Source organism: Saccharospirillum sp. ABV4_185 (assembly GCF_056159245.1).
In genome coordinates, this window is the sequence record NZ_JBSWUW010000001.1 from 3,571,384 (window position 1) to 3,596,902 (window position 25,519).

Annotated in this window: 22 protein-coding genes; 11 read left to right on the plus strand and 11 right to left on the minus strand. The window is 57.5% G+C overall.

Annotated features, from left to right (window positions below; genetic code table 11):
- Positions 1–67: 67 nt before the first annotated feature.
- Positions 68–1,048: a TAXI family TRAP transporter solute-binding subunit gene (locus ACXAE6_RS16970; RefSeq protein ID WP_475151555.1), complete on the minus strand. Its 981-nt coding sequence runs from the start codon at positions 1,046–1,048 to the stop codon at positions 68–70.
- 256 nt (positions 1,049–1,304) lie between these two features.
- Between ACXAE6_RS16970 and ispE the strand changes: the two genes are divergently transcribed.
- The 5 genes from ispE to ychF all read left to right on the plus strand — a co-directional run bounded on the left by ispE (position 1,305) and on the right by ychF (position 5,753).
- On the plus strand, positions 1,305–2,159 hold the full coding sequence (gene ispE / locus ACXAE6_RS16975) for a 4-(cytidine 5'-diphospho)-2-C-methyl-D-erythritol kinase (protein WP_475151560.1): 855 nt from the start codon (positions 1,305–1,307) through the stop codon (positions 2,157–2,159).
- A 74-nt stretch (positions 2,160–2,233) separates the two neighbouring features.
- Entirely contained in the window at positions 2,234–3,172 is a 939-nt protein-coding gene (locus tag ACXAE6_RS16980; protein ID WP_475151565.1) for a ribose-phosphate pyrophosphokinase, read from the plus strand.
- Between the two features lie 164 nt (positions 3,173–3,336).
- Positions 3,337–3,978 (plus strand): 50S ribosomal protein L25/general stress protein Ctc, encoded by a 642-nt coding sequence (locus ACXAE6_RS16985; protein WP_475151570.1) that lies wholly within the window; start codon positions 3,337–3,339, stop codon positions 3,976–3,978.
- 66 nt (positions 3,979–4,044) lie between these two features.
- Positions 4,045–4,632: an aminoacyl-tRNA hydrolase gene (pth, locus tag ACXAE6_RS16990; protein WP_392803216.1), complete on the plus strand. Its 588-nt coding sequence runs from the start codon at positions 4,045–4,047 to the stop codon at positions 4,630–4,632.
- A gap of 29 nt (positions 4,633–4,661) precedes the next feature.
- Positions 4,662–5,753: a redox-regulated ATPase YchF gene (ychF, locus tag ACXAE6_RS16995; protein WP_475151576.1), complete on the plus strand. Its 1,092-nt coding sequence runs from the start codon at positions 4,662–4,664 to the stop codon at positions 5,751–5,753.
- 111 nt (positions 5,754–5,864) lie between these two features.
- Here the strand turns inward: ychF and ACXAE6_RS17000 are convergent, their stop codons facing one another.
- A complete protein-coding gene (locus tag ACXAE6_RS17000; RefSeq protein ID WP_475151579.1) occupies positions 5,865–7,505 on the minus strand; it encodes a hypothetical protein in 1,641 nt (546 codons plus the stop codon).
- Positions 7,506–7,712: 207 nt separating this feature from the next.
- Positions 7,713–8,609: a head GIN domain-containing protein gene (locus ACXAE6_RS17005; RefSeq protein WP_475151582.1), complete on the minus strand. Its 897-nt coding sequence runs from the start codon at positions 8,607–8,609 to the stop codon at positions 7,713–7,715.
- Positions 8,610–8,716: 107 nt separating this feature from the next.
- Here ACXAE6_RS17005 and ACXAE6_RS17010 point away from each other — a divergent pair, with 107 nt between their 5' ends.
- Positions 8,717–10,309, plus strand: coding sequence for a GMC family oxidoreductase (locus ACXAE6_RS17010; RefSeq protein WP_475151585.1), 1,593 nt, complete (start codon positions 8,717–8,719; stop codon positions 10,307–10,309).
- A 4-nt stretch (positions 10,310–10,313) separates the two neighbouring features.
- On the opposite strand, the gene ACXAE6_RS17015 is transcribed toward ACXAE6_RS17010, so the two are convergent.
- From ACXAE6_RS17015 to ACXAE6_RS17025, 3 genes are all read right to left on the minus strand, one after another.
- Positions 10,314–10,637, minus strand: a complete 324-nt coding sequence (locus ACXAE6_RS17015; RefSeq protein WP_475151590.1) for a hypothetical protein — start codon at positions 10,635–10,637, stop codon at positions 10,314–10,316.
- A 76-nt stretch (positions 10,638–10,713) separates the two neighbouring features.
- Positions 10,714–11,985: a D-amino acid dehydrogenase gene (locus tag ACXAE6_RS17020; RefSeq protein WP_475151594.1), complete on the minus strand. Its 1,272-nt coding sequence runs from the start codon at positions 11,983–11,985 to the stop codon at positions 10,714–10,716.
- 112 nt (positions 11,986–12,097) lie between these two features.
- Positions 12,098–12,862, minus strand: a complete 765-nt coding sequence (locus tag ACXAE6_RS17025) for an SDR family NAD(P)-dependent oxidoreductase (RefSeq protein ID WP_475151600.1) — start codon at positions 12,860–12,862, stop codon at positions 12,098–12,100.
- 142 nt (positions 12,863–13,004) lie between these two features.
- Between ACXAE6_RS17025 and ACXAE6_RS17030 the strand changes: the two genes are divergently transcribed.
- Positions 13,005–13,901, plus strand: coding sequence for an AraC family transcriptional regulator (locus tag ACXAE6_RS17030; protein ID WP_475151604.1), 897 nt, complete (start codon positions 13,005–13,007; stop codon positions 13,899–13,901).
- Between the two features lie 12 nt (positions 13,902–13,913).
- On the opposite strand, the gene ACXAE6_RS17035 is transcribed toward ACXAE6_RS17030, so the two are convergent.
- The 5 genes from ACXAE6_RS17035 to ACXAE6_RS17055 all read right to left on the minus strand — a co-directional run bounded on the left by ACXAE6_RS17035 (position 13,914) and on the right by ACXAE6_RS17055 (position 20,435).
- Entirely contained in the window at positions 13,914–14,642 is a 729-nt protein-coding gene (locus ACXAE6_RS17035; protein WP_475151607.1) for a FadR/GntR family transcriptional regulator, read from the minus strand.
- 13 nt (positions 14,643–14,655) lie between these two features.
- Complete coding sequence (locus ACXAE6_RS17040; RefSeq protein ID WP_475151610.1) at positions 14,656–15,627, minus strand: ABC transporter ATP-binding protein; 972 nt, start codon at positions 15,625–15,627, stop codon at positions 14,656–14,658.
- Positions 15,624–17,543, minus strand: coding sequence for a dipeptide/oligopeptide/nickel ABC transporter permease/ATP-binding protein (locus tag ACXAE6_RS17045; RefSeq protein ID WP_475151614.1), 1,920 nt, complete (start codon positions 17,541–17,543; stop codon positions 15,624–15,626). Before ACXAE6_RS17045 ends, ACXAE6_RS17040 begins: the two co-directional genes overlap by 4 nt.
- A complete protein-coding gene (locus ACXAE6_RS17050) occupies positions 17,540–18,499 on the minus strand; it encodes an ABC transporter permease (RefSeq protein WP_475151617.1) in 960 nt (319 codons plus the stop codon). Before ACXAE6_RS17050 ends, ACXAE6_RS17045 begins: the two co-directional genes overlap by 4 nt.
- A gap of 379 nt (positions 18,500–18,878) precedes the next feature.
- Positions 18,879–20,435: an ABC transporter substrate-binding protein gene (locus tag ACXAE6_RS17055; protein ID WP_475151620.1), complete on the minus strand. Its 1,557-nt coding sequence runs from the start codon at positions 20,433–20,435 to the stop codon at positions 18,879–18,881.
- A gap of 186 nt (positions 20,436–20,621) precedes the next feature.
- Here ACXAE6_RS17055 and ACXAE6_RS17060 point away from each other — a divergent pair, with 186 nt between their 5' ends.
- The 4 genes from ACXAE6_RS17060 (at position 20,622) to ACXAE6_RS17075 (ending at position 25,481) form a co-directional block, all read left to right on the plus strand.
- Positions 20,622–21,311 (plus strand): DUF1028 domain-containing protein, encoded by a 690-nt coding sequence (locus ACXAE6_RS17060; protein ID WP_475151622.1) that lies wholly within the window; start codon positions 20,622–20,624, stop codon positions 21,309–21,311.
- On the plus strand, positions 21,311–22,537 hold the full coding sequence (locus tag ACXAE6_RS17065) for a M20 family metallo-hydrolase (protein ID WP_475151625.1): 1,227 nt from the start codon (positions 21,311–21,313) through the stop codon (positions 22,535–22,537). The genes ACXAE6_RS17060 and ACXAE6_RS17065 overlap by 1 nt, the downstream gene beginning before the upstream one ends.
- Complete coding sequence (locus ACXAE6_RS17070; protein WP_475151628.1) at positions 22,534–23,574, plus strand: zinc-binding metallopeptidase family protein; 1,041 nt, start codon at positions 22,534–22,536, stop codon at positions 23,572–23,574. The genes ACXAE6_RS17065 and ACXAE6_RS17070 overlap by 4 nt, the downstream gene beginning before the upstream one ends.
- 80 nt (positions 23,575–23,654) lie before the next feature.
- Entirely contained in the window at positions 23,655–25,481 is a 1,827-nt protein-coding gene (locus ACXAE6_RS17075) for a putative bifunctional diguanylate cyclase/phosphodiesterase (protein ID WP_475151632.1), read from the plus strand.
- Positions 25,482–25,519 lie beyond the last annotated feature (38 nt).

Here is a 25,519-nt window from a genome sequence, read left to right on the forward strand (position 1 = left end):
AACAGAACCGGGCCGACTCCCGAAGGAGACGGCCCGGTGGCAAAGGCCTTGCGGCCTATCAGAGGTGTTACTTAACCATATTGGCAGGAATGGTGTAGCCGTTCTCGTTGAACCAACGAGCTGCACCCGGATGCCAAGGGATGAAGGTGTTCTTGCTGTAGTTTTCCGGTACCGAAGTCCGGGCTGCTTTATGGATCGACATCATCTGGTCGTTGTTTTCCATAGTCAGCTTGGTGACTTCGTAGACGAAGCTTTCCGACAGATCGCAGTTGGCGATGGCGAAGTTCCACATGGAGACCGCGCGGGCATCGCTGTCCAGCGACTGATAAGTGCTGGCCGGAATGGTGAACTCGGAGACCGGGAAGGCGTCGAGGATGGTGTTCATCTCGTCTTCGCTGAACTCGATGATGTTCACATCGGTCTGCACTTCCAACTGGCTGACGGCCGGAATCGGAATACCGGCCGCGAAAGCGATGACGTCAAGCAGGCCGTCCTGCAACTGACCACCGAGGTCGTTCCAGCTGCCGTTACGGCGGTCGAAATCAACACCCAGGGTTTCCAGCATACGCGGGAAGTAGGTATCGGAGGTGGAACCGGCCGGGCCGAAACCGATGCGGGCACCGTCAGGAATATCAGCAATGGAAGTAATGCCAGAGCTGGTCAGCGCAGTGACCGAGAACGGCGTCTGGTACATCGGGAAGATGGCGCAGACGTTGTTCATTTCCATGCCCGGAGCCAGTGGACTGTTACCGTCCATGGACTCACGCGCCGGACCCATGGTGGTCAGACCAAAGGCCAGATCACCAGTGTGCACCAGCGCCATGTTTTGCATCGGACCGCCGGTGACTTCACCGCCGCCGGAAACACCCAGGTTTTCGGCCACAAAGTTAGCCCAGCCAGAACCATAGGCGAAATAAGTACCGCCTTGGCTGGCAGTACCAACGGTAAAGTTGCTCGGCCAATCGGAACGATCTTCAGCCTGGGCGGTGCCCAGTGCCAGGGTGGACGCGGACAGCGCCGCCAACATCAGGGTGCGGGTTGCCTTCATTGTATTCTCCACTTGTTATTTTCTTTGTTGGGATATCACTGCGATATCTATGGGCTTTAAGCCTCGGCCTGCCATAGCAAGCAGCGGGCCAAGGCTAACAAAGCGCCGTCTCAGCGCAGCTACGGCAATCCCGGTCGGTTTAAATGGGTGGTTTTCCACCCACTTTTAATCACCCAATGAGTCAGCATCCGCCCATTGGCCTGATCCTTCATTGCGGTATGATGGCGCCCTCCAGCCTTCGGATCTTCATCACCTCATGCCCGCTTTGCACCTTCCCGCTCCGGCCAAGCTCAATTTAATGCTGCACATCACTGGCCGGCGGGCCGATGGCTACCACGAACTGCAAACTCTGTTTCAGTTGCTCGACCGTGGCGACGAGCTGCAGTTTAGTCCAACTTCCGATGGCTGCATTCGACTCTCACCTGCCCTGCCCGGCGTCGCCGATGACGACAACCTGATCATCAAAGCCGCCCGCCTGCTTAAGCCCTATACCTCGGCCAATGCCGGCGTCGATATTCGCCTGGAAAAACGCCTGCCCATGGGCGGCGGACTCGGCGGTGGCAGCTCCGATGCGGCCACCACGCTGGTGGCGTTAAATCACTTATGGCAGTGCGGTTTGAATGAAGATCAACTGGCGCAACTGGGTTTATCCTTGGGCGCCGATGTCCCGGTGTTCGTGCGCGGTCGCAGCGCCTGGGCCGAGGGCGTGGGTGAACGCCTGACGGCCGTCGAGTTGCCAGCGCAATGGTTTGTGGTGATACAACCGGGCATAGAGGTGAATACAGCACGGCTGTTCGCTGACACGGAATTGACACGAAATACCCCAGTCAGCACAATACGCTCCGCGCTGGCAGGGGCAGGTCACAATGACTTCGAAGCCGTTGCCAGGAAGCGCTACCCTGAGATCGAACTTGCTTTCACACGCCTGGCTGATTTTGGCCAGGTTCGGCTCAGCGGCAGCGGCGCCTCACTCTTTCTAACGACGCAAAGCGACATGGCAGCCCAAGACCTACTGCGCAGCATTGTTGAGCACTACCCGGGCTATAGCGGCTTTATTGCCCAGGGAGTCAATCTGTCGCCTTTGCAGCGAATGCTGGCCGACACGGCCTGACTGCAACTACCGATTCCGAACGTCGGGTGGTTGCGGGCCACCCGAATGAGCTAACCAAAACAGGGTGGTCCTAAGTGTCTAAAATGATGGTCTTTACCGGGAATGCGAATCCCGATCTCGCCAACCAGGTGGTTGAACGCCTGTGTATTCCGATGGGTGACGCTACCATCACCAAGTTCAGTGATGGCGAGACCGCCATTGATATCAACGAGAACGTGCGCGGCGCCGACGTCTTTATCATTCAGCCCACCTGCGCGCCCACCAACGACAGCCTGATGGAAGTCATCCTGCTGGCCGATGCCTTGCGCCGCGCTTCTGCCGGACGCATCACGGCGGTTATGCCCTACTTCGGTTACGCCCGTCAGGACCGTCGTCCGCGTTCTTCGCGGGTGCCTATTTCCGCCAAGGTGGTCGCCGATATGCTGACCGTGGTCGGCATCGACCGCATCATGACCGTCGACCTGCACGCCGACCAGATTCAGGGCTTCTTCTCCATTCCGGTCGACAACATCTATGGCTCGCCGGTGCTGTTGGACGACATTCGCCAGCGCGAATTCGAAGACATGGTGGTGGTCTCGCCCGATGTTGGCGGCGTGGTCCGTGCCCGTGCCATCGCCAAGCAGCTGAGCTGCGACCTGGCGATCATCGACAAACGCCGTCCCAAGGCCAACCATGCCGAGATCATGAACATCATCGGCGACGTTAAAGACCGCACCTGCGTACTGGTCGATGACATGGTCGATACCGCCGGCACGCTGTGCCAGGCCGCCGAAGCGCTGGTCAAGTTTGGCGCCAAGAAAGTGGTCGCCTACGCCGTCCATCCGGTACTGAGTGGCCCGGCGGTAGAACGCATCGCCAACTCGCACCTGGAATTGGTGGTCACCGACACCATTCCGCTATCGGAAGCGGCAAAAAACTGTGCTAATATCCGCCAGCTTTCGATGGGGGGGGTACTCGCCGAGTCCATCCGCCGCGTCAGCAACGAAGAATCCATCAGTGCAATGTTCCGCTAAGTTAGCGTCAAAACAACACTGAATAACGACAAATAGCGGCTTTTTAGCCGCTATTTTGTTGATTTTGCTTTATTCCTTTCAGGCCTTTTGCCTGGATTTACTGAAACGGTGGCAAGCCGAACTGGTCGCGGTTCGCTGTCACCTTGAGTTGGAGAACAACCGCAATGTCTGACATTTTTACTTTAAACGCTGAAGTGCGTGAGGTTGCAGGGAAGGGTGCGAGCCGCCGCCTGCGTCGTGAAGGCTGGGTCCCGGCCATCATCTACGGCGGTGCCAAGAACCGCAAACCGATGAGCCTGTCCCTGAAAGAGCGCGAGCTGAGCCGCGCCCTGAAAGAAGAAGCCTTCTACTCACACGTTCTGACCATCAACATTGGTGACAAGTCCGAACAAGCCATCCTGATGGACATTCAGCGTTCACCTGCCAAAGGCCTGCCGCTGCATGCCGACTTCGAGCGCGTCACCAAGACCACCGTGGTCCACAAGCGCGTTCCGCTGCACTTCCTCAACGAAGACAAGTGCAAAGCCGTTAAACTGCAAGGCGGTAAAATTCAGCACGCCGTCACTGACGTCGAAGTCACCTGCAAGGTCGGTGACCTGCCGGAATTCATCGAAGTCGACGTGGTGGATCTGGAACTGGGCGCCGTCCTTCACCTGTCCGATCTGAAACTGCCGAAAGGCGTTTCCCTGACCGAACTGAACAAAGGTGAGACGCACGACGTACCGGTAGTCAGCATCGTCAAGCCGGCCGGTGCCGACCTGGCCGATGAAGACGACGCCGAAGCAGAAGCCGACAGCGAAGAGTAAGGCTCGCGTTACCAACGCGTGCAAAATAAAAGGGCCTGCGGGCCCTTTTTTAGTTAGGACACACAGATGGCAGCCTTAAAACTCATCGTAGGCCTGGGTAACCCGGGCGCACAATACGACCGAACCCGGCACAACGCCGGCTTTGAGTACGTTGACGAACTGCTGGCCAAAGCCGGCGGTCAATGGCAGCTGGACAGCAAATACCAGGCAGAGATGGCCAAGGTAACGCTGGGCGGACGCACCGTCTGGCTGATGAAGCCGATGACCTTTATGAACCGCTCAGGACAAAGCGTCGCCACCTTCGCCAACTTTTATAAGATCGACGCCCAGCAAATACTGGTCGCGCACGACGAACTTGACCTTTCGCCCGGTGTCGCCCGTTTCAAACTCGGCGGCGGTCATGGCGGCCACAACGGCTTGCGCGATATCATTGCGCGCCTGGGCAACATCAAAGATTTTTATCGCCTGCGTCTGGGCATCGGCCATCCGGGTTCTGCGCCCGAGGTGGTTAACTATGTTCTGGGCAAGGCGCATCCGGACGACCAGATCCGGCTGGCGCGCGCCATCGACGCCGCCATCGCCGAAACCGATAAAGTCGTCGCCGGAGACTGGCAAAAAGCCATGAATCAATTGCATCAATTTCAGGCCGACTGAGCGGCCAGAACCTTTTCGGGAGAATTTCTATGGGCATTAAATGTGGCATCGTCGGCCTGCCTAACGTCGGCAAATCGACTCTGTTCAACGCCCTCACCCAGGCTGGCATCGACGCCGAAAACTTTCCGTTCTGCACCATCGAACCGAACACCGGCGTGGTGCCGGTCCCCGACCCGCGTCAGGACAAAATCGCCGACATCATCAAGCCGGAAAAAATCATTCCGACGACCATGGAATTTGTCGATATCGCCGGTCTCGTCGCTGGTGCCTCCAAAGGTGAAGGCCTGGGCAACCAATTCCTCGCCAACATTCGTGAAACCGATGCCATTGCGCACGTGGTGCGTTGCTTCGAAGACGACAACGTCATCCACGTCGCCAACAAGATCGATCCGGTCAACGACATCGAAGTGATCAACACCGAACTGGCGCTTGCCGACCTCGACGCGGTAGAAAAACAACTGCTCAAACTGCAGAAAAAAGCCAAAGGCCAGGATAAAGAAGCCGTTCGGCAAGTGGCCTTGCTGGAGAAAATCAAACCCGCTTTGGACGATGCCAAACCGATTCGCAGTGTCGCTTTGACCGATGAAGAAAAAGCCGATTTAAAAGCTTTCTTTTTCCTCACCACCAAACCGACCCTGTACATCGCCAACGTCGACGAAAACGGTTTTGAAAACAACCCGCACCTCGATCGTGTGCGCGCCATCGCCGCCGAAGAAAACGCCGAAGTGGTGGTCATCTGCAACAAGCTGGAAGCGGAAATTGCCGAACTCGACGATGACGAAAAGACCGAATTTCTCGCCGATTTGGGCATGGAAGAACCGGGTTTGAACCGAGTCATCCGCGCCGCTTACAAACTGCTCGGTCTGCAAACCTATTTCACCGCCGGCCCGAAAGAAGTGCGCGCCTGGACAGTGAAAGTCGGCGCTACGGCACCGCAGGCCGCAGGCGTTATTCACACCGATTTCGAAAAAGGTTTTATCCGCTCGGAAACCATTTCCTATGACGACTTCGTGCAATACAACGGCGAAGCGGGCGCGAAAGACGCCGGCAAATGGCGTTTGGAAGGTAAGGAATACATCGTTAAAGACGGCGATGTGATGCATTTCCGGTTCAACGTTTAACACCGCTTCGGTCTCGTTTATCTGCTCTACTAAAACAAGGCTGAAAACCCATAAAGGCGCCCGAAGGCGCCTTTATCGTTTAACAAATGCAGTGTGTTTCTTGGACTAGTTTTATTTAAAAAACTTAGCCTTGATTACTTGATCATCGTCAGCCCAAAGCGCCAGTGCTTGCCCGTTTTGATTGATCAATACCTGAATTAAATCGTCGTATGATTCACCAGCAATACCCAATTGGGTTGGCGTAGTCGACCAGGCATTCTGATCAGGCGCGTACAGGAATGAATACATTTTATTTCCATCTCCAGCCTGTTTCCAAAGCAACACCGCTTCACCCAGAGCATTCATCGCAACATCAAAGCTCTTGACGGTAAGTGTCGAAGCCAGGTCAACCAACACCTGGGCATCACCCCAAACGGCTTCATCTGAACCAAAGCTGTAATGGCGCACCATTATATCGACGCTGCCGTCGGAATCTTCCTGCAACCACAGCGCCATCGCCCGGCCTTGATCGTCGAGCACAATGCGCTGGTTGGAAGCTCCGCTCTCGGCTAACGGGGTAACCTCACTCCAGCCATCCTCTGGTGATGAAAAAACACGGGCATAAATCTGCTGCTCAATATCCCAAACCGCCACAGCCTGACCATTGCTGTTCAATGTGATCCGTGGATGCGACCCGGTGTAGTCAGTGACATGCGAGGAAAGGTCTTGAATGTCACTCCAGCTTCCTTCCTCTTCGGGCGAACTGGCCGGTGTATAGAAGTTGCTTCTTATGAAGACGGTTTTTGTATCGTTTTCATTCACCTCTTCTTGCCATACCACCACCGCCTCGCCACTGTCATTGATCACCACCTTGGGATGGCGAGGAAAGCCTTTTCCGGCACCAAAATCGCTTAAATCGCCTGCCCACTTGTTGTCGCCTTGATAGCGCTTAAAGCCTAAAGCAGAGCTGCCACGTACAGGGGACCAAGCCACCACGGCTTCCCCGTTTGTATTCATCGAAAGTGATGGTGTTTGGCTCTGGGTTCCCGCATCGTCGTCAATACGAACGGGTACAAGCCAATTCGTTGAATCCTTCGTGCGGGATTGAGAATAAAGTTCACTTGCTTCTTGATGCTGCCAAACAGTTACCGCGTTGCCGTCTGAATCGATAGCAGTTTTGAAATCATAACCATTTACATCCCCAAATTGTGAGACAGACTCATTCTCTTGCCACTCTGAATAAAATTTTGAAGAATAAATACTGTCAGCAGCCCAAGGCTGCCAGACCACCACGGCATCACCCTGATCATTCAGTGCGGCGTGAAACCCGAGGAACGGATTGACTGTAGCTGCTGATACGTTCTTCTCACTGCTTCCCCAGGAGCGACATTCAACACGGATATCCGGCGCGTTTTCAGAACCGATGGTGCCACTGCCGTTGATCACACGGCAGAGTTGCTCCTCGGGTTGGTTTGCAATCACTACGCTGTATTCATCATTCGCTGCGTAGATCGTCTGAAACTGATAGTCGGCGGTACCGGAAATACCCTGCTCAGGCGTTTCCTCGACCAAAAGGTCGCCCTTATAGGCACCCAGCATCAGACCGTTTCCGACAACACCGTCCAGTTTTACGCTCAACCTTGTTAAAAACAATTCTTCCGGGGGAGTGATAGTGGAACCGCCGTTACCGCCCGACTCACTGTTACACCCAGCCAGCAGCCATCCGGTGAGCGCCAGAGCTAACCATTTCCTTGATATCCATTGCTTATTCATCAAAGCCTCCCAGCTTTTTCATGCGCTGTGTTTGGTCGAAATTAATCGCCAAGCGCATGATAAAGCGCGCCCAACAAGCATGCCGTTTGAATAAACGTTGTATTCTAAGAATATGAGAAGCAGTTCACTATATAGATAAGATAGGTCGGTAGGCGGCTGCAGCTCTGGCCGCGCCTACCGAATTAGGATGATGTAAAAGGCGAGTTTTTATTCGTCGTTCAACGCCTCCACCGACGACGAACCACTGATACTCTGGCTCACTAACGGCTGCCCGCGATAACGCACACGCGTTGAACCGCTGCTGCGAATGTCGATGCTTTCCTCAGCCCAAATGCTCACCCGAGAACTGCCCGAGGTGGCGATGTCGACGTGGCGCGCTAACAGGTCACTGCCTTCCAGCCGGACCGAACCGGAGGTGCGAATCTCAAGCTGGTCGACCAGCCCAGTGGCGGTAATCTCAGCGCTGCCGGAAGAACGTAAGATCAGTACCGACGCTTCGACTCGCATGTCCACTTCAGCCCTGCCCGACACCGACAGCGTCAGTTCATTGCTGCGCAGTTCATCGGCGGTGATCGACATGGCGCCGCTGACACTCAGCCGTTCCAGGTCATTCACATAGAGGGTATAGACCGGGCGGCTGTCTGTTGGGATATAAAACCGTCTTTTGGGTCCAGCTTTGAGCCGTTCATCGTTAATATCGATGTCGAGAGCGCTGTGCACATTGCGCGCGGCTGAGACCACCAACACGGAGTCATCGGACGGCAGAATTCGCACTTCACCCCGACCGGAAAAATGCACTCGGTCAATACCATTTAATTCGTAACGTTGCTCAACAATGGGTCCCTGTCCCTGAACCCTCATCTGGTTCGCACAGGCGGATAACAACAGCGCGCTGAATAAGGCGATACCAACAGTCAGCGTGCGATAAAAAGCGGAAGAAACCAGGGCGTTGTTCAAAAGACTTTCCTTTTTACAGTGATTCAATTGCTCTGCCTTTTGCCAAGGTTGTGCCAACTGCCACTGCAGCGCTGAAAACCGCACCATGGCGGCCTTGGCGGTCTGAATAGCCACAGCCTTAAGATCAAATTTAGCCAATTTGCTCATTATTATTCGCCATTGCGACCAAATCATCTGTGCGGCGGGCCGCCGTCTTGTGGTCTGACCAAGACCAGCCTAGGTTAATGGCCGTCGACAGCCATCTGCTAACAATAATGACAAATACGTTCGACACCATCATCGTCGGCGGCGGTTCAGCCGGTGCGGTGTTGGCCGCTCGCTTATCGGAAGACCCAGGTCACCAGGTACTGCTGATTGAAGCCGGCGGCAATGGCCGCAGCGCCGTGATTCAATGGCCCATTGGCATCGCCCTCAGTGTGCCGACAAAACTGCATAACTGGGCCTTTGATACCGAACCCCTGGCGGCCTTAAACGGACGGCGTGGTTATCAGCCGCGCGGTAAGGCTTTGGGTGGCAGCAGCGCCATTAACGCCATGATCTACACGCGCGGTCATCACGACGATTACAACGACTGGGCACAACTTGGCTTAACCGACTTTGGCTGGAACGAAGTGCTGCCCTGGTTTCGTCACAGCGAAGCTAACGGCCGCTGCGACGACGCCTTCCACGGTCAGGACGGACCACTGGCGGTGAATGATCTGCGTTATCCGAATCCGGTCGTCGATGCGTTTATCGCCGCCGGCCAGCAAGCGGGCTGGTCTCACAACGACGACTTTAACGGCGAGTTTCAGGAGGGCGTTGGTCGCTATCAGGTCACACAGCACAATGGCCGCCGCTGCAGTGTCGCCAGCGCCTTTCTGCACCCCATTGTGGAGCGCCCGAACCTGACCATTTTAACACGCACTCGGGCCACCCAATTGCTGCTGAGCGACAGTCGAGTAACCGGAGTGCGTGTACAAGGCGGTCGCTCGGCGCCGCAAGATTTTTATTGCCGACGCGAAGTCATCCTCAGCGCGGGCGCCTTTCAATCGCCGCAACTATTAATGCTGTCGGGCATCGGCCCGAGAGCAGAACTGGAGCGCCATGGCATCGATGTGAAACTGGAGCGCGCTGAGGTCGGTGCCAATCTTCAGGACCACCTGGATTTTCTTAGCAGCTGGCGCAGTTCTTCGTCACACCTGGTGGGTTACAGCCTGACCGGTTTGGCGCGGCTGGCCCTGGATCTGCCGAAACTGGCGCGTGGCCGGGGCATCTGGACCACCAACGGCGCTGAGGCGGGCGGTTTTATCAAAACCCGGCCCGAACTCGACCGCCCCGATATCCAGCTGCATTTCCTGATCAGCCCCGGCGATGACCACAACCGACGCCCACACTACGGCCAGGGGTTCAGTCTGCACGCCTGCCAGCTGCGCCCCCATTCGCGTGGTCGGGTGGGTTTGCACAGCGCCAACCCTCTGGCGTCGCCACGCCTGGAGATGGGTTTTCTCAGCGACGAGCGCGACCTGCCGGTGTTGCTGGCAGGCGTTAAACAGGCTCGTCATATCATCCAGCAAAACGCTATGGATCGATTTCGCGGGCGGCCGTTTTTTGTGGCTGACAACGCCAGCGACGATGAGTTAATAGCTGCCATCCGCCAGCGCGCCGATACCATTTATCACCCGGTGGGCAGCTGCCGTATGGGCGTCGATGACGCAGCGGTGGTAGATCAACGCTTTCGCGTTCGCGGGATGGAGGGTTTAAGAGTGGTCGACGCCAGCGTCATGCCGACGCTGATTGGCGGAAATACCAACGCACCGACGGTGATGCTCGCCGAGCGCGCCGCCGACTGGATCAAAGCCGGCGAGTGAGTGCTTATTCCTTCCACACCCAACGCACCGGTTCGCCAAAATCGTCGTAGATCCATTGCTTGCGGGGGCGGCGCTGGTTGCGGGTGGTCTGGGGCGGTTTTTTCTGTTTGCGCGAATCGATAGCAGCAACCACTTCTGGCACCGGGGTGCGCGACGATTTAGGTTCATCGCTGGGTGAGGCATGGAACGGATTGCTCCACGGCTTGTTGGCTTCCAGCCCGGAGCGACCACGGTCCACCCACTCGATCTCGCCGCCTTCACGCAGAAAGGCCTCGACCTGGTCTTCCAGGTCGTGACGGATGTCTTTTTTGCTGGGGGGTCGTTTCACTACCGCCCTCGCCTTTAGCCAAGATTAACGAGTCAGTATAACAAAGCCCTGACGCTAGCGGCTAAATCGTCTCAGCTCACGCCAGACCGCCGGTATAACGACGCGGACGGAAGGCGGTCATCTCGACTGACGGTTCTTCACCGGCAATCTGCTGCGCAATAATTTCAGCGCTGCCCATGGCCAGGGTCCAGCCCCAGGTGCCGTGGCCAGTGTTGTAGTAGACGTTGCTTTGCCGACCGAGGCCAATAGCCGCCGGGCCATCCGGCGTCATCGGCCGGAAGCCGGTCCAGGGTTCGGCCTTATCCCATTGGGCAGCGCCGGGGAAGCGCTGCTCCAGACTGTCGCGAATGGATTTCAAACGGCGCGGCAGCAAGCGACGATCGAAATCGGCCAGTTCCGCAAAGCCGGTGACGCGTACCCGATCACCAAGCCGGGTGATGGCGACCTTGCGGCTTTCGTCGATCAGCGTTGATTGCGGCGCACGAGAAGCATCGGCAACAGGCGCGGTCAGCGAATAACCTTTGACCGGATAAATAGGCAGATGCACGCCCAGCGAAAACGCCAGTTCGCGGCTGCCACAGCCTGCGCAGATCACAAAGGCGTCAGCGTCAAACCATTGTTCGCCCTCTGGGCCGGTGAGTTGCACCGAGTGCAAGGTTTTATCATCGGTACGTAGATGAGTAGCTTCAGTGCGATAACGAAACTGCACACCCGCAGCCGCCGCGCGTTCAGCCAGACGTTCGGTAAAGCGCTGGCAATCGCCCGTGCCATCACCGGGCACCAGCAGACTGCCGGCGATGTCAGGCGACAACCCCGGTTCCTGAGCGAGGGTTTCATCCGGATCGAGCCAGCGGTTATCGATACCCAGGCGCGTTAACAGCTCACCGATATGCAGCAGTTCGCGCTTATCGGCTTCGGTGTTGGCGAGCTTCAGCAGGCCGCGATGGCCGCCATCGAAGTCGAAAGGTTCGGCGTCTTCCAACGCCAGAAATTGTTCGCGACTGAATTGCGCCAGCCGCAGCATGGCTTCATGGTTGCGCCGGAACAGCGCTGGCTGGCCGGCAAAACGGGTCATGCTGATGAGGAACTGAATCATCCGACCGGAGGGCAACAGCTTCAGTTTCAGCGGACCTTCACTGCGCAGCATCGAAGGCAGCGCCTGACGAATCATCGACGGCGACGCCCAGGGCGAGACATGACCATAAGAACGCTGACCGGCATTGGCGTAACTGGTCTCCAACGCCGCAGAACTGGCTTTATCGACAACGGTAACGTCATGGCCACGCCGTTGCAGCGTCCAGGCAGTGGTGACGCCAATCACACCAGCGCCGATGATCAGAATTTTCATACTGCGATATTCCCCTCTAATGGTTGTGCACAACGACCCGGCCCAACCACCAGCCTAACGATACGGCAACGCCGGCGATAGCCTGTGCGAGGGAAATATCAACGGTAAACGATCAGATCGCCATGCCGCCGGAGACTTCGATGCGCTCGGCGTTGATCCAACGATTATCCTCAGATAACAGCGAGGCGATCATCGGGCCAATATCGCTCGGCAGACCAGGACGCCCCAGAGCCGTTACCGATGCCACCGCCTGGTTGACCTCAGGATTGTCGCGCACCATGCCGCCGCTGAAATCGGTCTGCACCGCACCCGGCGCTACCACGTTGACGCGAATGCCACGCGGACCCAGCTCTTTCGCCAGGTAACGGGTGAAGACTTCCACCGCGCCTTTCATGGCGCCATAGGCCGCGCTGCCCGGGTAGATAATACGGGTCAGTCCCGTGGAGATATTGACGATGGCACCGCCGTCGCGGATCAGCGGCAACACGGTCTGGGTGAGCATAAAGACGCCTTTGAAATGCACCTGATACAAAATATCCAGATCGTTTTCGGCAACTTCGGCGATAAGCGCATGGTGCGAACCACCGGCGTTGTTGACCAGAAAATCCAGACGGTCGGAACCAAGCTCAGACAGCGCTTCAGTCAGGGACTGAGCAAAAGCCGCGAAGCTATCGCTGACACCGGTATCCAGTTGCAAAGCGATGGCCCGACGACCTTTTGCTTCAATCTGCCCGACTACCTCAGCGGCCGCCGATGCGTTGTTCTGGTAGGTAAAAATCACATCGACGCCACGCTGGGCGAGATTCAAGGCAGTTTCACGGCCCAGGCCGCGGCTGCCGCCGGTGATCAATGCGATGGATTGAGTGGATGCGTTCATGACAGTGGCTCCTCTTCAGTGAACGCCTGCCATTTAATGTCATCAACCTGCCGATATTAACGCCGGAAATCGGGTATTTTATGCCTATTCATGTCATATCGATTTCTCTATCATGGCGGCCCTGAGCGTCACGGAGGTACGTATGTCCAGCCGACTGAACCAAGCCATTGCCGCCTACACTGAACAAAACCCGGGCGAAAACCCCTGGCTGACCGCCATCGATGGTCTGGTATTGCTGCGTGCCGAGGTACCGGATGACCCCAAGCACATCCTCACCCAGCCATCGCTCTGCATCGCCACTCAAGGCAGCAAACAAACCAGCTTTGGCGAACAGCCGCATACCTTTCAAGCCGGCCAAGCGTTGCTGGTGAATATGGAATTGCCGTCGGTCGGTCGCATTATTCAGGCCAGCCCGGAGGCGCCTTTTCTCGGTGCGGTGGTCGAACTCGACCCGGTTATTCTGCGCGATGTCTACAATCAACTTGAGCCACCGCCACAGGCAGCAAACGCCAAGACGGGCAGCGCCCTGGTGATTGAACTGGATGAAAGACTGGAGGACTGCGTGTTGCGACTGGTGCAATTGCTCGACCAGCCCGATGCCATTCCTATCCTGGCGCCACTGATTCAACGCGAACTGGCGTACTGGCTGCTCAGCGGACCTTACGGCAATACCCTGGTGGCGCTGACCTTGGGACACGACCATCCGGCACCGATCATGCGCGCCATCCACCGCATCCGAAATGATTTTATTGCGCCTTTAAGGCTGGAAGAATTAGCGGCACAAGCAAGGCTGAGTCTGTCGAGTTTTCATCGCCAGTTCAAAGCCGCCACTGACATGACGCCGCTGCAATATCAAAAACAATTACGATTGTTAGAAGCGCGCCGGTTGTTGCTCACCGAAGGCGCCAAAGTCGAAAGCGCCGCCTACGCCACCGGCTACGAAAGCGCATCACAATTCAGCCGTGAATACGCCCGCATGTTCGGCCGGCCGCCCAAACGCGACGCCCGCGCCACACCTATAATGCCGGAATATGGCTGAGTTTCAGGACGTTTAGGCGGGCAGAAAACCATCCAAAACAATGGTCTCCTGCTCTTGCATCAGCGCTTCGGCACGTTGCATATGCTCACGCATAATGCGCCGCACATCCGCTTCGTTTTCACGCTTGAGCGCACCGATTAACTGCATCTGATAGTACTTACCGGTTTCCCATAATTCCGGATTGGGCAGATCGTAGATGTCGTGACACAAGCGTAGGTTTTTCAGCAGACCGAGCAAAAAATGGCAGGTAAAACTGAGAATAGGATTCGGGCACAGATCGACCAGCACTTCGTGGAAACTCAGCTCCGCCAGACGCAACGCATGCTCTTCCTGTTGGTTAGTGGGCGGCACATCATAAACCGTCATGGTCGTTTGCAGGCGGCGGAAATCCTCGTCACTTAACCGACCGACCACCGACGCCGCCATCTCCGGTTCCAGGTGAATGCGCAACTGGTAGATGTCGTGAATGGTGATCTGCTTGAAGTAGAAATAATTCGCCAATAACGACATAGCCCGATCCGGCGGTACGTCGGCGACGAAGGCGCCACCGCCCGGTCCGGTTCGGGTGACAATCAGGCCCTGGGTTTCCAATGCTTTTAAGGCTTCGCGTACCGTACCTTTGGCAGCGCCGAAGTCTTCCATCAGTGTCTTTTCCTGCGGCAGCCGATCGCCGGGTTTAAGCCGGTGTTCGGCGATCATCGCCTTGAGTGCATCGGTTACCTGATCGGAACGTTTGGTCATAGAAGCATTCGGTTCAATGATTATCCGGCGGATGATAGCACGCCAATCGCTGGCCAGAGTCCACTTCAATTAAGGTCGGATCACTGCGCGCGCAGTCCGCCTGAGCAAATGGACAGCGTGGTTCAAAGGCACAGCCTGGCGGCGGGTCGAACGGGTCGGGTAACACCACCGCATCGCTTTCCGGCGGCAGCCGCAGTTCGGTATTGCCGGGCACCGAGTCGAGCAACCGCTGGGTGTATGGATGACGCGGCTGTTCGAACAGATCATCGACCCGGCCCTGTTCGACAATACGGCCGAAATACATCACCACCACCCGGTCGCAGAAATTTCGCACCACACCCAGATCGTGGCTGATAAACAGATAGGTCAGCTGGAATTCATCGCGCAAGCGCTTAAGCAAGTTGAGCACCTGAGCTTGTACCGAGACGTCCAGCGCCGACACCGGTTCATCCAAAACCAACACATCCGGCTCCGCCGCCAGCGCCCGGGCGATGCCGATACGTTGCGCCTGACCACCGGAAAATTCGTGCGGATAACGGTCGAGAAATTCCGGGCGCAGGTTGACGTGAGTCATCAGCTCTAGCAATCGTTGTTCGCGCTGGTCGGCATTTAAATGGCGCAGATGAATCAAGGGCGCTGACAGAATATCGCGAATAGTTTTGCGCGGATTGAGCGAACTATTTGGGTCCTGAAAAATGTACTGCACCTTACGCGAGAGCTGTTTCAGATCGACTTTTTTACCGGCCTTGGCCAGCGGTTCGCCATCGAGATGAATGCTGCCATCGGTCGGCTGATCAAGCCCGACCAACATACGCGCCAACGTCGATTTGCCGCAGCCAGACTCCCCGACAATGCCGAGAATTTCACCCGGCTTCACCTCAAAACCAAGATTGCGCACCGCATGAACGGCAGGTGTCGATTGGCCGAACAAGTTGCGGCCACCGCCAAAACGCTTGACCAGTTCACTCACTTCGAGCTTGTTCATAGCACCTCCCGCGCGAAAATACAGCGCGCCTGTCGCGCTTCGGTCAGGGTCGTTAATTCGATGGGAGACTGGCGGCAGATATCGGTCACACGGTCGCAGCGATCGGCGAATTTACAGCCGACCGGCAGGTCGCTGACGGTCGGTGGCAGGCCGGGAATTTCGGCCAGCTCGGTGCCGCCTTTGCGGATGTCCGGCACGCATTCGATCAGCCGGCGTGTGTAGGGATGCGCCGGCTTGGCGAGCACTTCCGCCACGGGCCCGATTTCAACAATTTCACCGGCGTACATCACCGCTACCCGGTCACAGATTTCCGAGACCACACCGAAGTCGTGGGTAATAAACATCAGGCTGGCGTTACGCTCACGACGCAATTGATTGAGCAGCCGCAACACCTGCGCCTGAACCGTCACATCCAACGCCGTGGTCGGTTCATCGGCAATAATCAGTTGCGGTTCATTCGCCAACGCCATGGCAATAGACACACGCTGACGCATACCACCCGACAACTGATGCGGATAGAGTTTGGCGCGTTGCGCTGCGTTGGGAATACGCACCGACTCCAGCAGCTCAACAGCGCGTTTCCAGGCGCTGCGATGACTGATCAGCGCATGGGCGCGCATCGCTTCAACCAACTGATCGCCAATGCTGAACAGCGGATGCAAGGTCGACAGCGGGTCCTGAAAAATATACGCCAGTTCACCGCCGCGCAGCGAGCGCAGTTGTTCGTCATTAACGCCGAGAATATTGGCGTTTTTGTAGTTCACCTGACCGTCGACAATCACCCCCGGCGGCGACGCAACTAATCCCAATAACGACATGGCGGTCACCGATTTACCGGAACCGGATTCACCGATAATGCCCAGACATTCACCCGGCTGAATGCTGAAACTCGGGCCATTCACGGCCTGATGCACGCTGCCACCCAGATGAAATTCGGTGCGTAAATCCTTCACCTCCAGCAAGCCATTCTGTTCGCCGCTGGCCGGTTGGCGTGCCGCCCTGGCCACTTCGGTTCGGGCGGCAGGCCGGCGCAAGGCACCGGCTTTCAGGCGCGGATCGAGCGCATCGCGCACGCCGTCGCCCAGCAGATTAATGCTCATCACCAGAATAAAAATCACCAGACCGGCGAGGCTGGCAACGTGTGGTGCATTGATAATCAGGCTGCGGCCTTCGCCGAGAATCGAACCCAGATCAGCCGTTGGTGGTTGCGCACCCAAACCCAAAAACGACAGGCCGGCAGTTTCCAGAATCATCCAGCCGACGGTGGTCGACATGGTGATAACGATCACCGGTAACACATTGGGCAGCACTTCGCTGAGCAAAATGCGCGCGTCACCTTTGCCGGATAAGCGTGCTGCATCAACGAACTCCCGATTGCGCAAGGTCACTACCACGCCGCGTACATTCCGCGCGAAGAAGGGAATATTAACGATGGCAATGGCGTAGAGAGCATTCATCAAACCGGGGCCGAGTGCGGCGACAATCGCCAGCGCCAGCAGGATGTAGGGAAAGGCCATCAGCATGTCGATGCCGCGCATCAGACTGCCGTCGATGCGGCCCCCAAAATAACCGGCGACCAGGCCGATCAGCGAGCCGAAAAAGGCCGCAACCAGAGTGGCAGCAATGCCAACGGCGAGTGAAACGCGAGTGCCCCACAACAGACGCGATAATAGATCGCGACCGAGCTGATCGGTGCCTAAAAAGTGGCCGCCACTGAAAGGAGGTTGCAAGCGATTGGCGAGTTCGGTGATATCGGGGTCGGCCAGTGGCAGCCAGGGCGTCACCAGCACCAGCGCAATAACCGCCAGGATGACGACCAGGCCAAAAGCAGCCAGTCGATTACGCACCAGCAACGCCAAAGGCCCGGCACGACCGCTGCGTTTTTTCATCGGTGTGGAAGCGGTGGCTGTGGTCATGTCGTCACCCTCGGGTCGAGTAGAACCTGGACCACATCGGCGACCAGATTAAACAACACATAAGCCGCCGCCACGATCAGCACGCCGCCCTGCACCACTAACAAATCACGCGTGGAAATGGCGTTCACCAACATGGAACCGATACCGGGCCATTGAAAAACCGTTTCGATATAAACCGCGCCGCCCAACACAAAACCGGCCTGTATACCAATGACCGGTACGATGGACACCAGCGCCGCTTTAAATGCATGCCGATAAATAACCCGACGTTCGTGCAAGCCTTTGGCGCGGGCAGTCCGAATATAATCCTGACGCAAGACTTCGAGCATGGAAGCGCGTGTTAAGCGCGCAATAACGCCGGTGGCAATAAACGCCAGCGTCGAGGCGGGAAGAATTAAATGAATAATTAGATCAGGCAGATCACCACCGCCATAGATGGCGTACATGCCACTGGCCGGCAGCCAGCGCAGCTGCACGGCGAACAACATAATCAGCAATAGACCGAGCCAAAAGGCCGGTGTGGAAATTCCGATCAGCACGATCAGCGTAAGCACCTTGTCGGCCCAGCCGTACTGACGCACAGCGGAAATAATGCCGACCAACATGCCAAAAATGGAACAGAGCACCAGGGCGGTACCGGCCAGAATCAAGGTCGCGCCGAAGCGTTCGCCGATGATGTCTAACACGTCGCGGTTCTGACGATAGGAACGACCAAAATCGCCCTGCAACACATTGCCTAACCAAGTGGTGTATTGCTGCACCAGGGGTTTATCGAGGCCCAGTTGTTGATTTACCTGAGCGACATTTTCCGGCGTCGCATAGGAACCCAGAATGGCCAGCGCCGGATCGCCCGGAATCATCGCCATGATGAAAAAAACGATGATGGTTAGACCGAACAGAACCGGCACTGTTAGTAGAAGTCGTCGGCCGATGTAGGCCGCTATGGAAGGGTTCATAAATGCCCCGATGTTTTGGCCGTTTTATGAGCTGGGTGATTACAGTGTCAGGCGCACGCAACCGCCAGTGGGTACGTCCTGACCGGCACGCTGCAAGTACATCCCTGTAAGCTCGGCGATCACCTTCCATGGTGATCGACGGCCGGTCAGAACGCACCCACTGTCGATTGCTCTGACTGTGGTGACTTCAACTTAAACCACGGTCAGTAGCGGTTATCTTGGGTAGACCCTTTGGAGGACGTCTTTTGCCTGGAATGGTCCGACACATCGGCGTGCCCCCAAAGAGCTTACCCAAGGTGGCTGCGGATTCCCGCCTCAATAACCAACGAAGAATCCACAACAACAAACGGGGCCAATTAAAAGGCCCCGCAACACACCATCAAGGCTTACTCACATCATGCAACTGCAACAGGAAGGACGGTTGCAGGGAGAAATTCTCCACCGCATCAGTCGCTACGGCGTTCTGCTGCCAGTTGGCAATAAAGGCCCAGGGAGCATCGTCGTAGACGATTTCCTGCATCTCTTTATAGAGCGCTGCGCGTTCGTCCTGATCGGTAGCGGTGCGCGCCTGGTTCAGCAATTCATCGACTTCCGGATTGGAGTAATAACCGGAGTTAAAACCACCGTTTTCCGGCCAGGCTTCGGTGCGCAATGCCAGGAACGGCAGCGTATCCGGATCGTTGGTCATCCAGGCCATTTCCGCCATATCGGCTTTGCCTTCCAGCCCCGGGTTAACGCGGCCGAGGAAAGTATTCCATTCATAGGTCTCGATGTTTACATCCAGACCGACAGCGGCCAGATCGGCCTGAATGGCGGTGCCCATGGAAATCGGATCGAGCATACCGGAGCCACCTTCGGTGACGTAGAAGGTCACTTCCGCGCCTTCAGCGCCAGCTTCGGCGAGTAGCTCACGCGCCATGTCCGGGTCGTACGGATAGGGTTCCAGCTCTTCGTTGTAGGCCCAGCCGAAGGCGGGCGGCGTCGGGCCGGTGGCAACGGTGGCCGTGCCCTGCAACACATTATCAACCAACGCCTGCTTGTTGATGGCGTAGTTGACTGCCTGACGCACGCGCTTGTCGCTGAACGGTTCTTCCTTCAGGTTCAGAATCAGGAACCACAGATGCGGGCCGGCCTGCTCGTAGACTTCAAAGTCATCGTCTTCGGCGAAGGTGGCAACGTTATCCGGCGGCACTTCCACCATCATGTCGATGCCACCGGAGAGCATTTCGGCAACTCGGGTGTTGGCATCGGTAATCGGACGGAAGACCACGGCTTCGAGGTCCGGCGCGCCATCCCAGTAATCGGCATTGGCGCTAACCACAACGCGCTGATTGGCCTGCCATTCTTCGAATTTAAAAGCACCGGTGCCGGACGGATGGCGACCCACGTCCTGGCCGTATTCCTGCACCGCCGCCGGAGAAATAATCAGCCCGGTCGGATACGCCAGATTCGACAAAAAGGGCGCGAAGGGTTCAGACAGCGTGAACGTCACTTCGTAGTCATCCACCGCTTCCACGGTGTCGACCTGACCGAAGTTGAACGACAACGGGAACGGGCCGGTGTCGTGATAAGGATGGTTTTCATCGAGCATGCGCTCGAAGTTGAACACCACGGCCTCGGCGTTGAACGGTGTGCCGTCGTGGAATTCGACGCCTTCGCGCAACTCGAAAGTGTATTCCAGGCCGTCGTCGCTGATGCTCCAGCTTTCGGCCAGCGACGGTTCAACATTCAAAGTGCCGTCGGCGTAGCGCACCAGGCCATCGTAGATATTGACCAGGATGCGGAAGTCGTTCACGGCGGTAACAGTATGGGGGTCGAGCGACTGGGGTTCGGCAATTTGCCCCACGACCAGGACGTCCGAGGGCGTTTGTGCCCAAAGCGACCCGCTCGCCAGGACGGCCACACCCAGCGTCAGGGAGTGAATCAGTTTTTTCACGGTAGGCGCCTCTCTCGCTGAAAGATTCGAGTTATTGTGATTTGCCCGGCTCGGCTTCTGCACGACCGATTGCCGGGTCAGCTCGATACGCTGACGCCAAATACATTTATCACTACAAATTAGTGGACGCAACAAATTTTATGATGATAAATTCAAGGCAGATCGCAGCAACTTCAGGCTAGAGGTATGACCTATTCGCTTGTCGCCCGCGATCCGACTAACGGATCGCTGGGCGTCGCCACCGCCACCGGCAGTGTTGCCGTCGGCGGCTTTGTTCCCCATCTGCGCCAGGGCGTTGGCGCCATCGCCACCCAGGGCGCCTTCACCAACTGGCTGTACGGCGACCGGGGTCTGGCGCTGCTCGAACAGGGCCACAGCGCCGACCAGGTGCGCCAGCAACTGATCGATGCCGACGAGGGCGAAATGCAGCGCCAGTTTCTGGTCTGCGATGCCGCCGGCAACACCGCAGCCCACACCGGCACTGCCAACCTGGACGAGAAAACCCAGCGCTGTCAGCAGAACCTGGCTTTAGCAGGCAATATTCTGACCAGCCCGGCGGTGATCGACGCCATGCTCGACGCCTTTCTCACTCACCCCGACCTGCCATTGCACGAACGCTTGCTCGCTGCGCTGGCCGCCGGCGAAGCCGAAGGTGGTGACCAGCGCGGCACCCACAGTGCGGCCTTGCGCGTGCACAGCCCGGATAAACCACCGGTCGATTTACGCGTCGATTGGGCCGACGCCGGCTGTATCGATCAGCTTAAAGCGCTCTACACCAAAACCAAGGCGCATGCCTTTCAGGCGTTTCTGGACGGCGTGCCAACCTATGCCCATCCGTCCAAAACGGGGCATGTCAGCAATGAGGAGATTCGCTGATGCAGATGGGCGAACGCATCATGCAACTGTCCGAGCGGGCTGCTCAGCACTCCGAGCCAGGCCCCGGCGTCACCCGCCTGCTGGGCACCGCCGAGCATCGTGCTGTGCTCAACGACCTGACCGAGTGGATGCACCAGGCTGGCCTCGACACCGAACTGGACGCCGCCGGCAACCTGGTAGCTCGCACCAGGACGGTGCCCGGTGCCAAAACGCTGATCATCGGTTCGCATCAGGATACGGTGCGCCAGGGCGGCGCTTACGACGGCATGCTCGGCGTGCTGCTGCCGCTGGTCGTGCTGGAAGACTTACATCAGCGTGGCGAAACGCTGCCGCTGAACATCGAACTGGTCGCCTTCAGCGACGAAGAAGGCGCGCGTTTTTCCTCGACGCTGATCGGCAGCTCGGCGCTGGCCGGCACTTTTGATGCGGCCATGCTTGAAGCGACCGATGCCGACGGCGTCACCCTCGCTCAGGCATTGCGTGATCTGGGCAGCAACCCGGACAAGATTCCCACTCTGGCGCGAAACCCCAAACAGATCGCCGGTTTTCTGGAAGTGCATATCGAACAGGGCCCGGTGTTGGAATCGCTGGATCTGCCAATCGGCGTGGTCACCGCCATTACCGGCATCGAACGCCATAAAGTGCGCCTCGACGGCAAGGCCGGCCATGCCGGCACCACACCGATGGAACTGCGCCGCGATGCGCTGGTAGCCGCCACCGAGGTGGTGCGTACCCTGGATGCACATTGCCGCCAGACCGACGATCTGGTCGGCGTTGTCGGCGAACTGACGGTCACGCCCAATGCCGTCAACGTTATTCCCAGCCGGGTCGAGCTGACCATCGAACTGCGCTCACCAGTGACCGAAACCCGCCTGGCTGCGCGTGAAAAATTGTTTGCTGAACTGGACGAACGCATCGCCGCCACGCCCTGCCAGTGGCAACACCAACTGGTTTACCAGCAGCGCGAAGTCAGTTGCGCACCGGCGTTACAGCAACGCCTGGCGCGGGCCATCGAAGCCGAACGTTTCTGGCCGCACTATCTGTTCAGCGGCGCCGGCCACGATGGCCTGGCAATGAATCACCTCACCGAGATCGGCATGCTGTTCGTGCGTTGCAAAGATGGCCTCAGCCATCACCCCGACGAAGCCATTACCACCGCCGACGCCGATGCCGCCGCCCGAGTACTGCGTCGTTGTCTGCTCGACTGGAACAAGGAAACCGCATGACTGCCGCCTTGCCGCAACCCAACACCGAGCGACTGCTCAAGACACTCACCGACCTGCTCGCCATCGACAGCCCGACCGGCGACACCGCCGCGATGGAAGCCGAAATGCGCCGCCGGCTGAGTGAGTTCGAGGTTGAGGTCCACACCACCACTCGCGGCAATGTGTTGGCCGCCACCGGCGCAAACCCCAAACGTGCCCTGGCGGCGCATCTGGATACGCTCGGCGCCATGGTGCAATCGATACGTACCGACGGCCGCCTGGAACTGACGCCGCTGGGCACCTGGTCGGCGCGCTTTGCAGAAGGCGCGCGGGTATCGGTAAAAGCGGATGGCGGCGTGATTCGCGGCACGGTGTTACCGCTGCTGGCGTCCGGCCATGCTTATAACGACGCCGTTGATCAGCAACCCAGCGCCTGGCAACAGCTGTCGCTGCGCCTCGATATTGCCAGTAACAGCGCCGAGCAAACTCAGGCTGCAGGTGTTCAGCCGGGCGATATCGTCACCTTCGATGCCCGGCCAGACATCAACAACGGCTATATCAACAGTCGTTTTCTCGACAACAAGGCGGCCATCGCCTGCACCTTGGAAATGCTCACCCTGCTCAAAGAAAACGGACTCAAACCCGGCTCACCGCTGCTGCTGGCTTACCCCAATGCCGAGGAAATCGGGCTGGGTGCCGGCACCGCTCTGCCGCGCGACCTGCACAGCCTAATCAGCCTGGATATTGCCCCGGTCGCAGCCAATCAGGCCAGTCTGGAAGACGCCATTACGCTCGGCTACAAAGACAGCCTGGGGCCACACAGCCGGACATTGCTCAGCGAACTGGAGCAACACTGCCAGCGCCTGCAATTGCCGTACGTGCGCGATGTGTTCCGCCACTACCATTCCGATTGCTCGTCGGCACTGCACGCCGGCTACGACGTCCAGACCGCCCTGGTCGGCTTCGGCACCGATGCCACCCACGGTTATGAACGCACCCATCAGAACAGCCTGATCGCCCTGACTCGTTTACTGCTGAGCTACGCACTCGAACGGTAAGGCTGCAGGCGCTAACCATTGGACAGCGCTGGGCCAGACTGCCATTCTAGGAAATCCATTGTCGGCGACTGTGGTGCCCTATGGATCCGAATCAGCAGTTCATCGAATACCATCAAGCCCTGACGCAGCTGTGTCATGACAAAGCCTTTGTTCAGGATACCCGTCGCAACAAGCTGAGTGCTCTGACATCCCTGTGCGCATCCCTGCTTGAGGTTGGCCGCGTCAGCGTCTGGTGGCTGCAAAGTGGCGGCGATGATCTTGAAAGTGAAATTCTTTACCGCTCCGGCGACGGCCACAGTTTCGAACCGAGCTACCTGACCCGCGCCGGCAATCCGGCCTACTTCGAGGCTTTGATGGAAGCGCGCATCATCGACGCCCGTCATGCCCGGCAAGACCCAAGAACCCGAGCCTTTAACAACCACTACCTGATACCGACCGGCATCCACGCCATGCTCGATGTGCCCATTTTCGATGCCGGTCAACTCAGTGGCGTCATCTGCCTGGAGGCGCTGCAACCGCGCGATTGGACGCTCGCTGATATTTCGCTGGCCACGGCCATTGCCGACACCATCAGCCTGATCAACACCCACGAAGCCTGGTCAGAATCACAACAACAGCTCGACTACGTCACCCATTTCGACAACCTAACCGGCCTGCCCAACCTCAATTCGCTGCGTGATCGCCTGCATCACATCACCCGTCAGGATGCGCCTTTCGCCTTGCTGTGGATTGATCTGGATCGCATCAAGGCCATCAACGACGGCATGGGACAGGTGGTCGGCAACCAGATCATCGGCGAAGTCGCCAATCGCTTGCGTCATCTGTCCATTCCCGGCAAAGACAAAATTGCCCGCGTTGGCGGCGACGAATTCATCATGCTGATTCGCCGCCAAAGTGACGAAACGCATTTGCGCCACCTGAGCCAGAGCATCCTCAATACCTTGTCAGCGCCGATGCAATTGCACGATCAATTGATCGCCATCACCGCCTCAATTGGCATCAGCATCTGGCCCGGTGACGGCCAGGACAGCGACACCCTGCTGAAGCACGCCGAAGCGGCGATGTATCACGCCAAGGAAAAGGGCCGCAGCCAGGCGCAGTTCTTTAACAGCTCCATCTCCGCCGATGCGCGCTCACGTTTCCAACTGGAATCGCAATTGCGCCAGGCAATTCGCAACCAGCAACTGGACGTCCACTATCAACCCATCGTGCGGGCGAAAGACGGTGAGTTGGTACAGCTGGAAGTTCTGGTGCGTTGGAATCACCCCAGTCATGGCTTACTGCCGCCGATCCGTTTTCTCGATCTCGCCCGAACCGCAGGCCTGATGCCCGACCTGGGCATGGCGGTTATGCATCGTGCCTGCGACCATCTGCGTCAGGCGCAACTCGCTGGCATGAAACTGCCACAACTGGCGATCAATTTAGCGCCGGAACAACTGCTCGATCCGGAATTACCCAATCACCTGAAAGAGGTCTACGAAGCCTACGGTTTGAGCGGCGATTGCTTCGATTTCGAAGTCACCGAAGACGTCATCAAGGCCGATACCGAAAACCTGCGCAACCTGCTGAAACAGCTAGTGGACCAGGGCTCGGGTTTATCGATTGACGATTTTGGTACCGGCTATTCGTCGCTGGCGCGGCTCAAACACCTGCCCTTTGCCAAGCTGAAAATCGATCGTTCTTTCGTGAAGGAATTGCCCACAGATCGCGATGACTGCGCCATTACGCTGTCGATTCTCGGTCTGGCGCGCGGCCTGGGCATGGCCGTGGTCGCCGAAGGGGTGGAAACCGAAGCTCAGGAAAGTTGGCTGACCGAACAAGGCTGCGATTTCCTGCAAGGTTATCGCTACAGTCGGCCGGTTCCGTTCGATCAGTTGCTGATCAACGTCCTGAAAGACGCCGGCTAAATCGGGATTCGTTGCCTACCGAATCCCGATTTTATTCA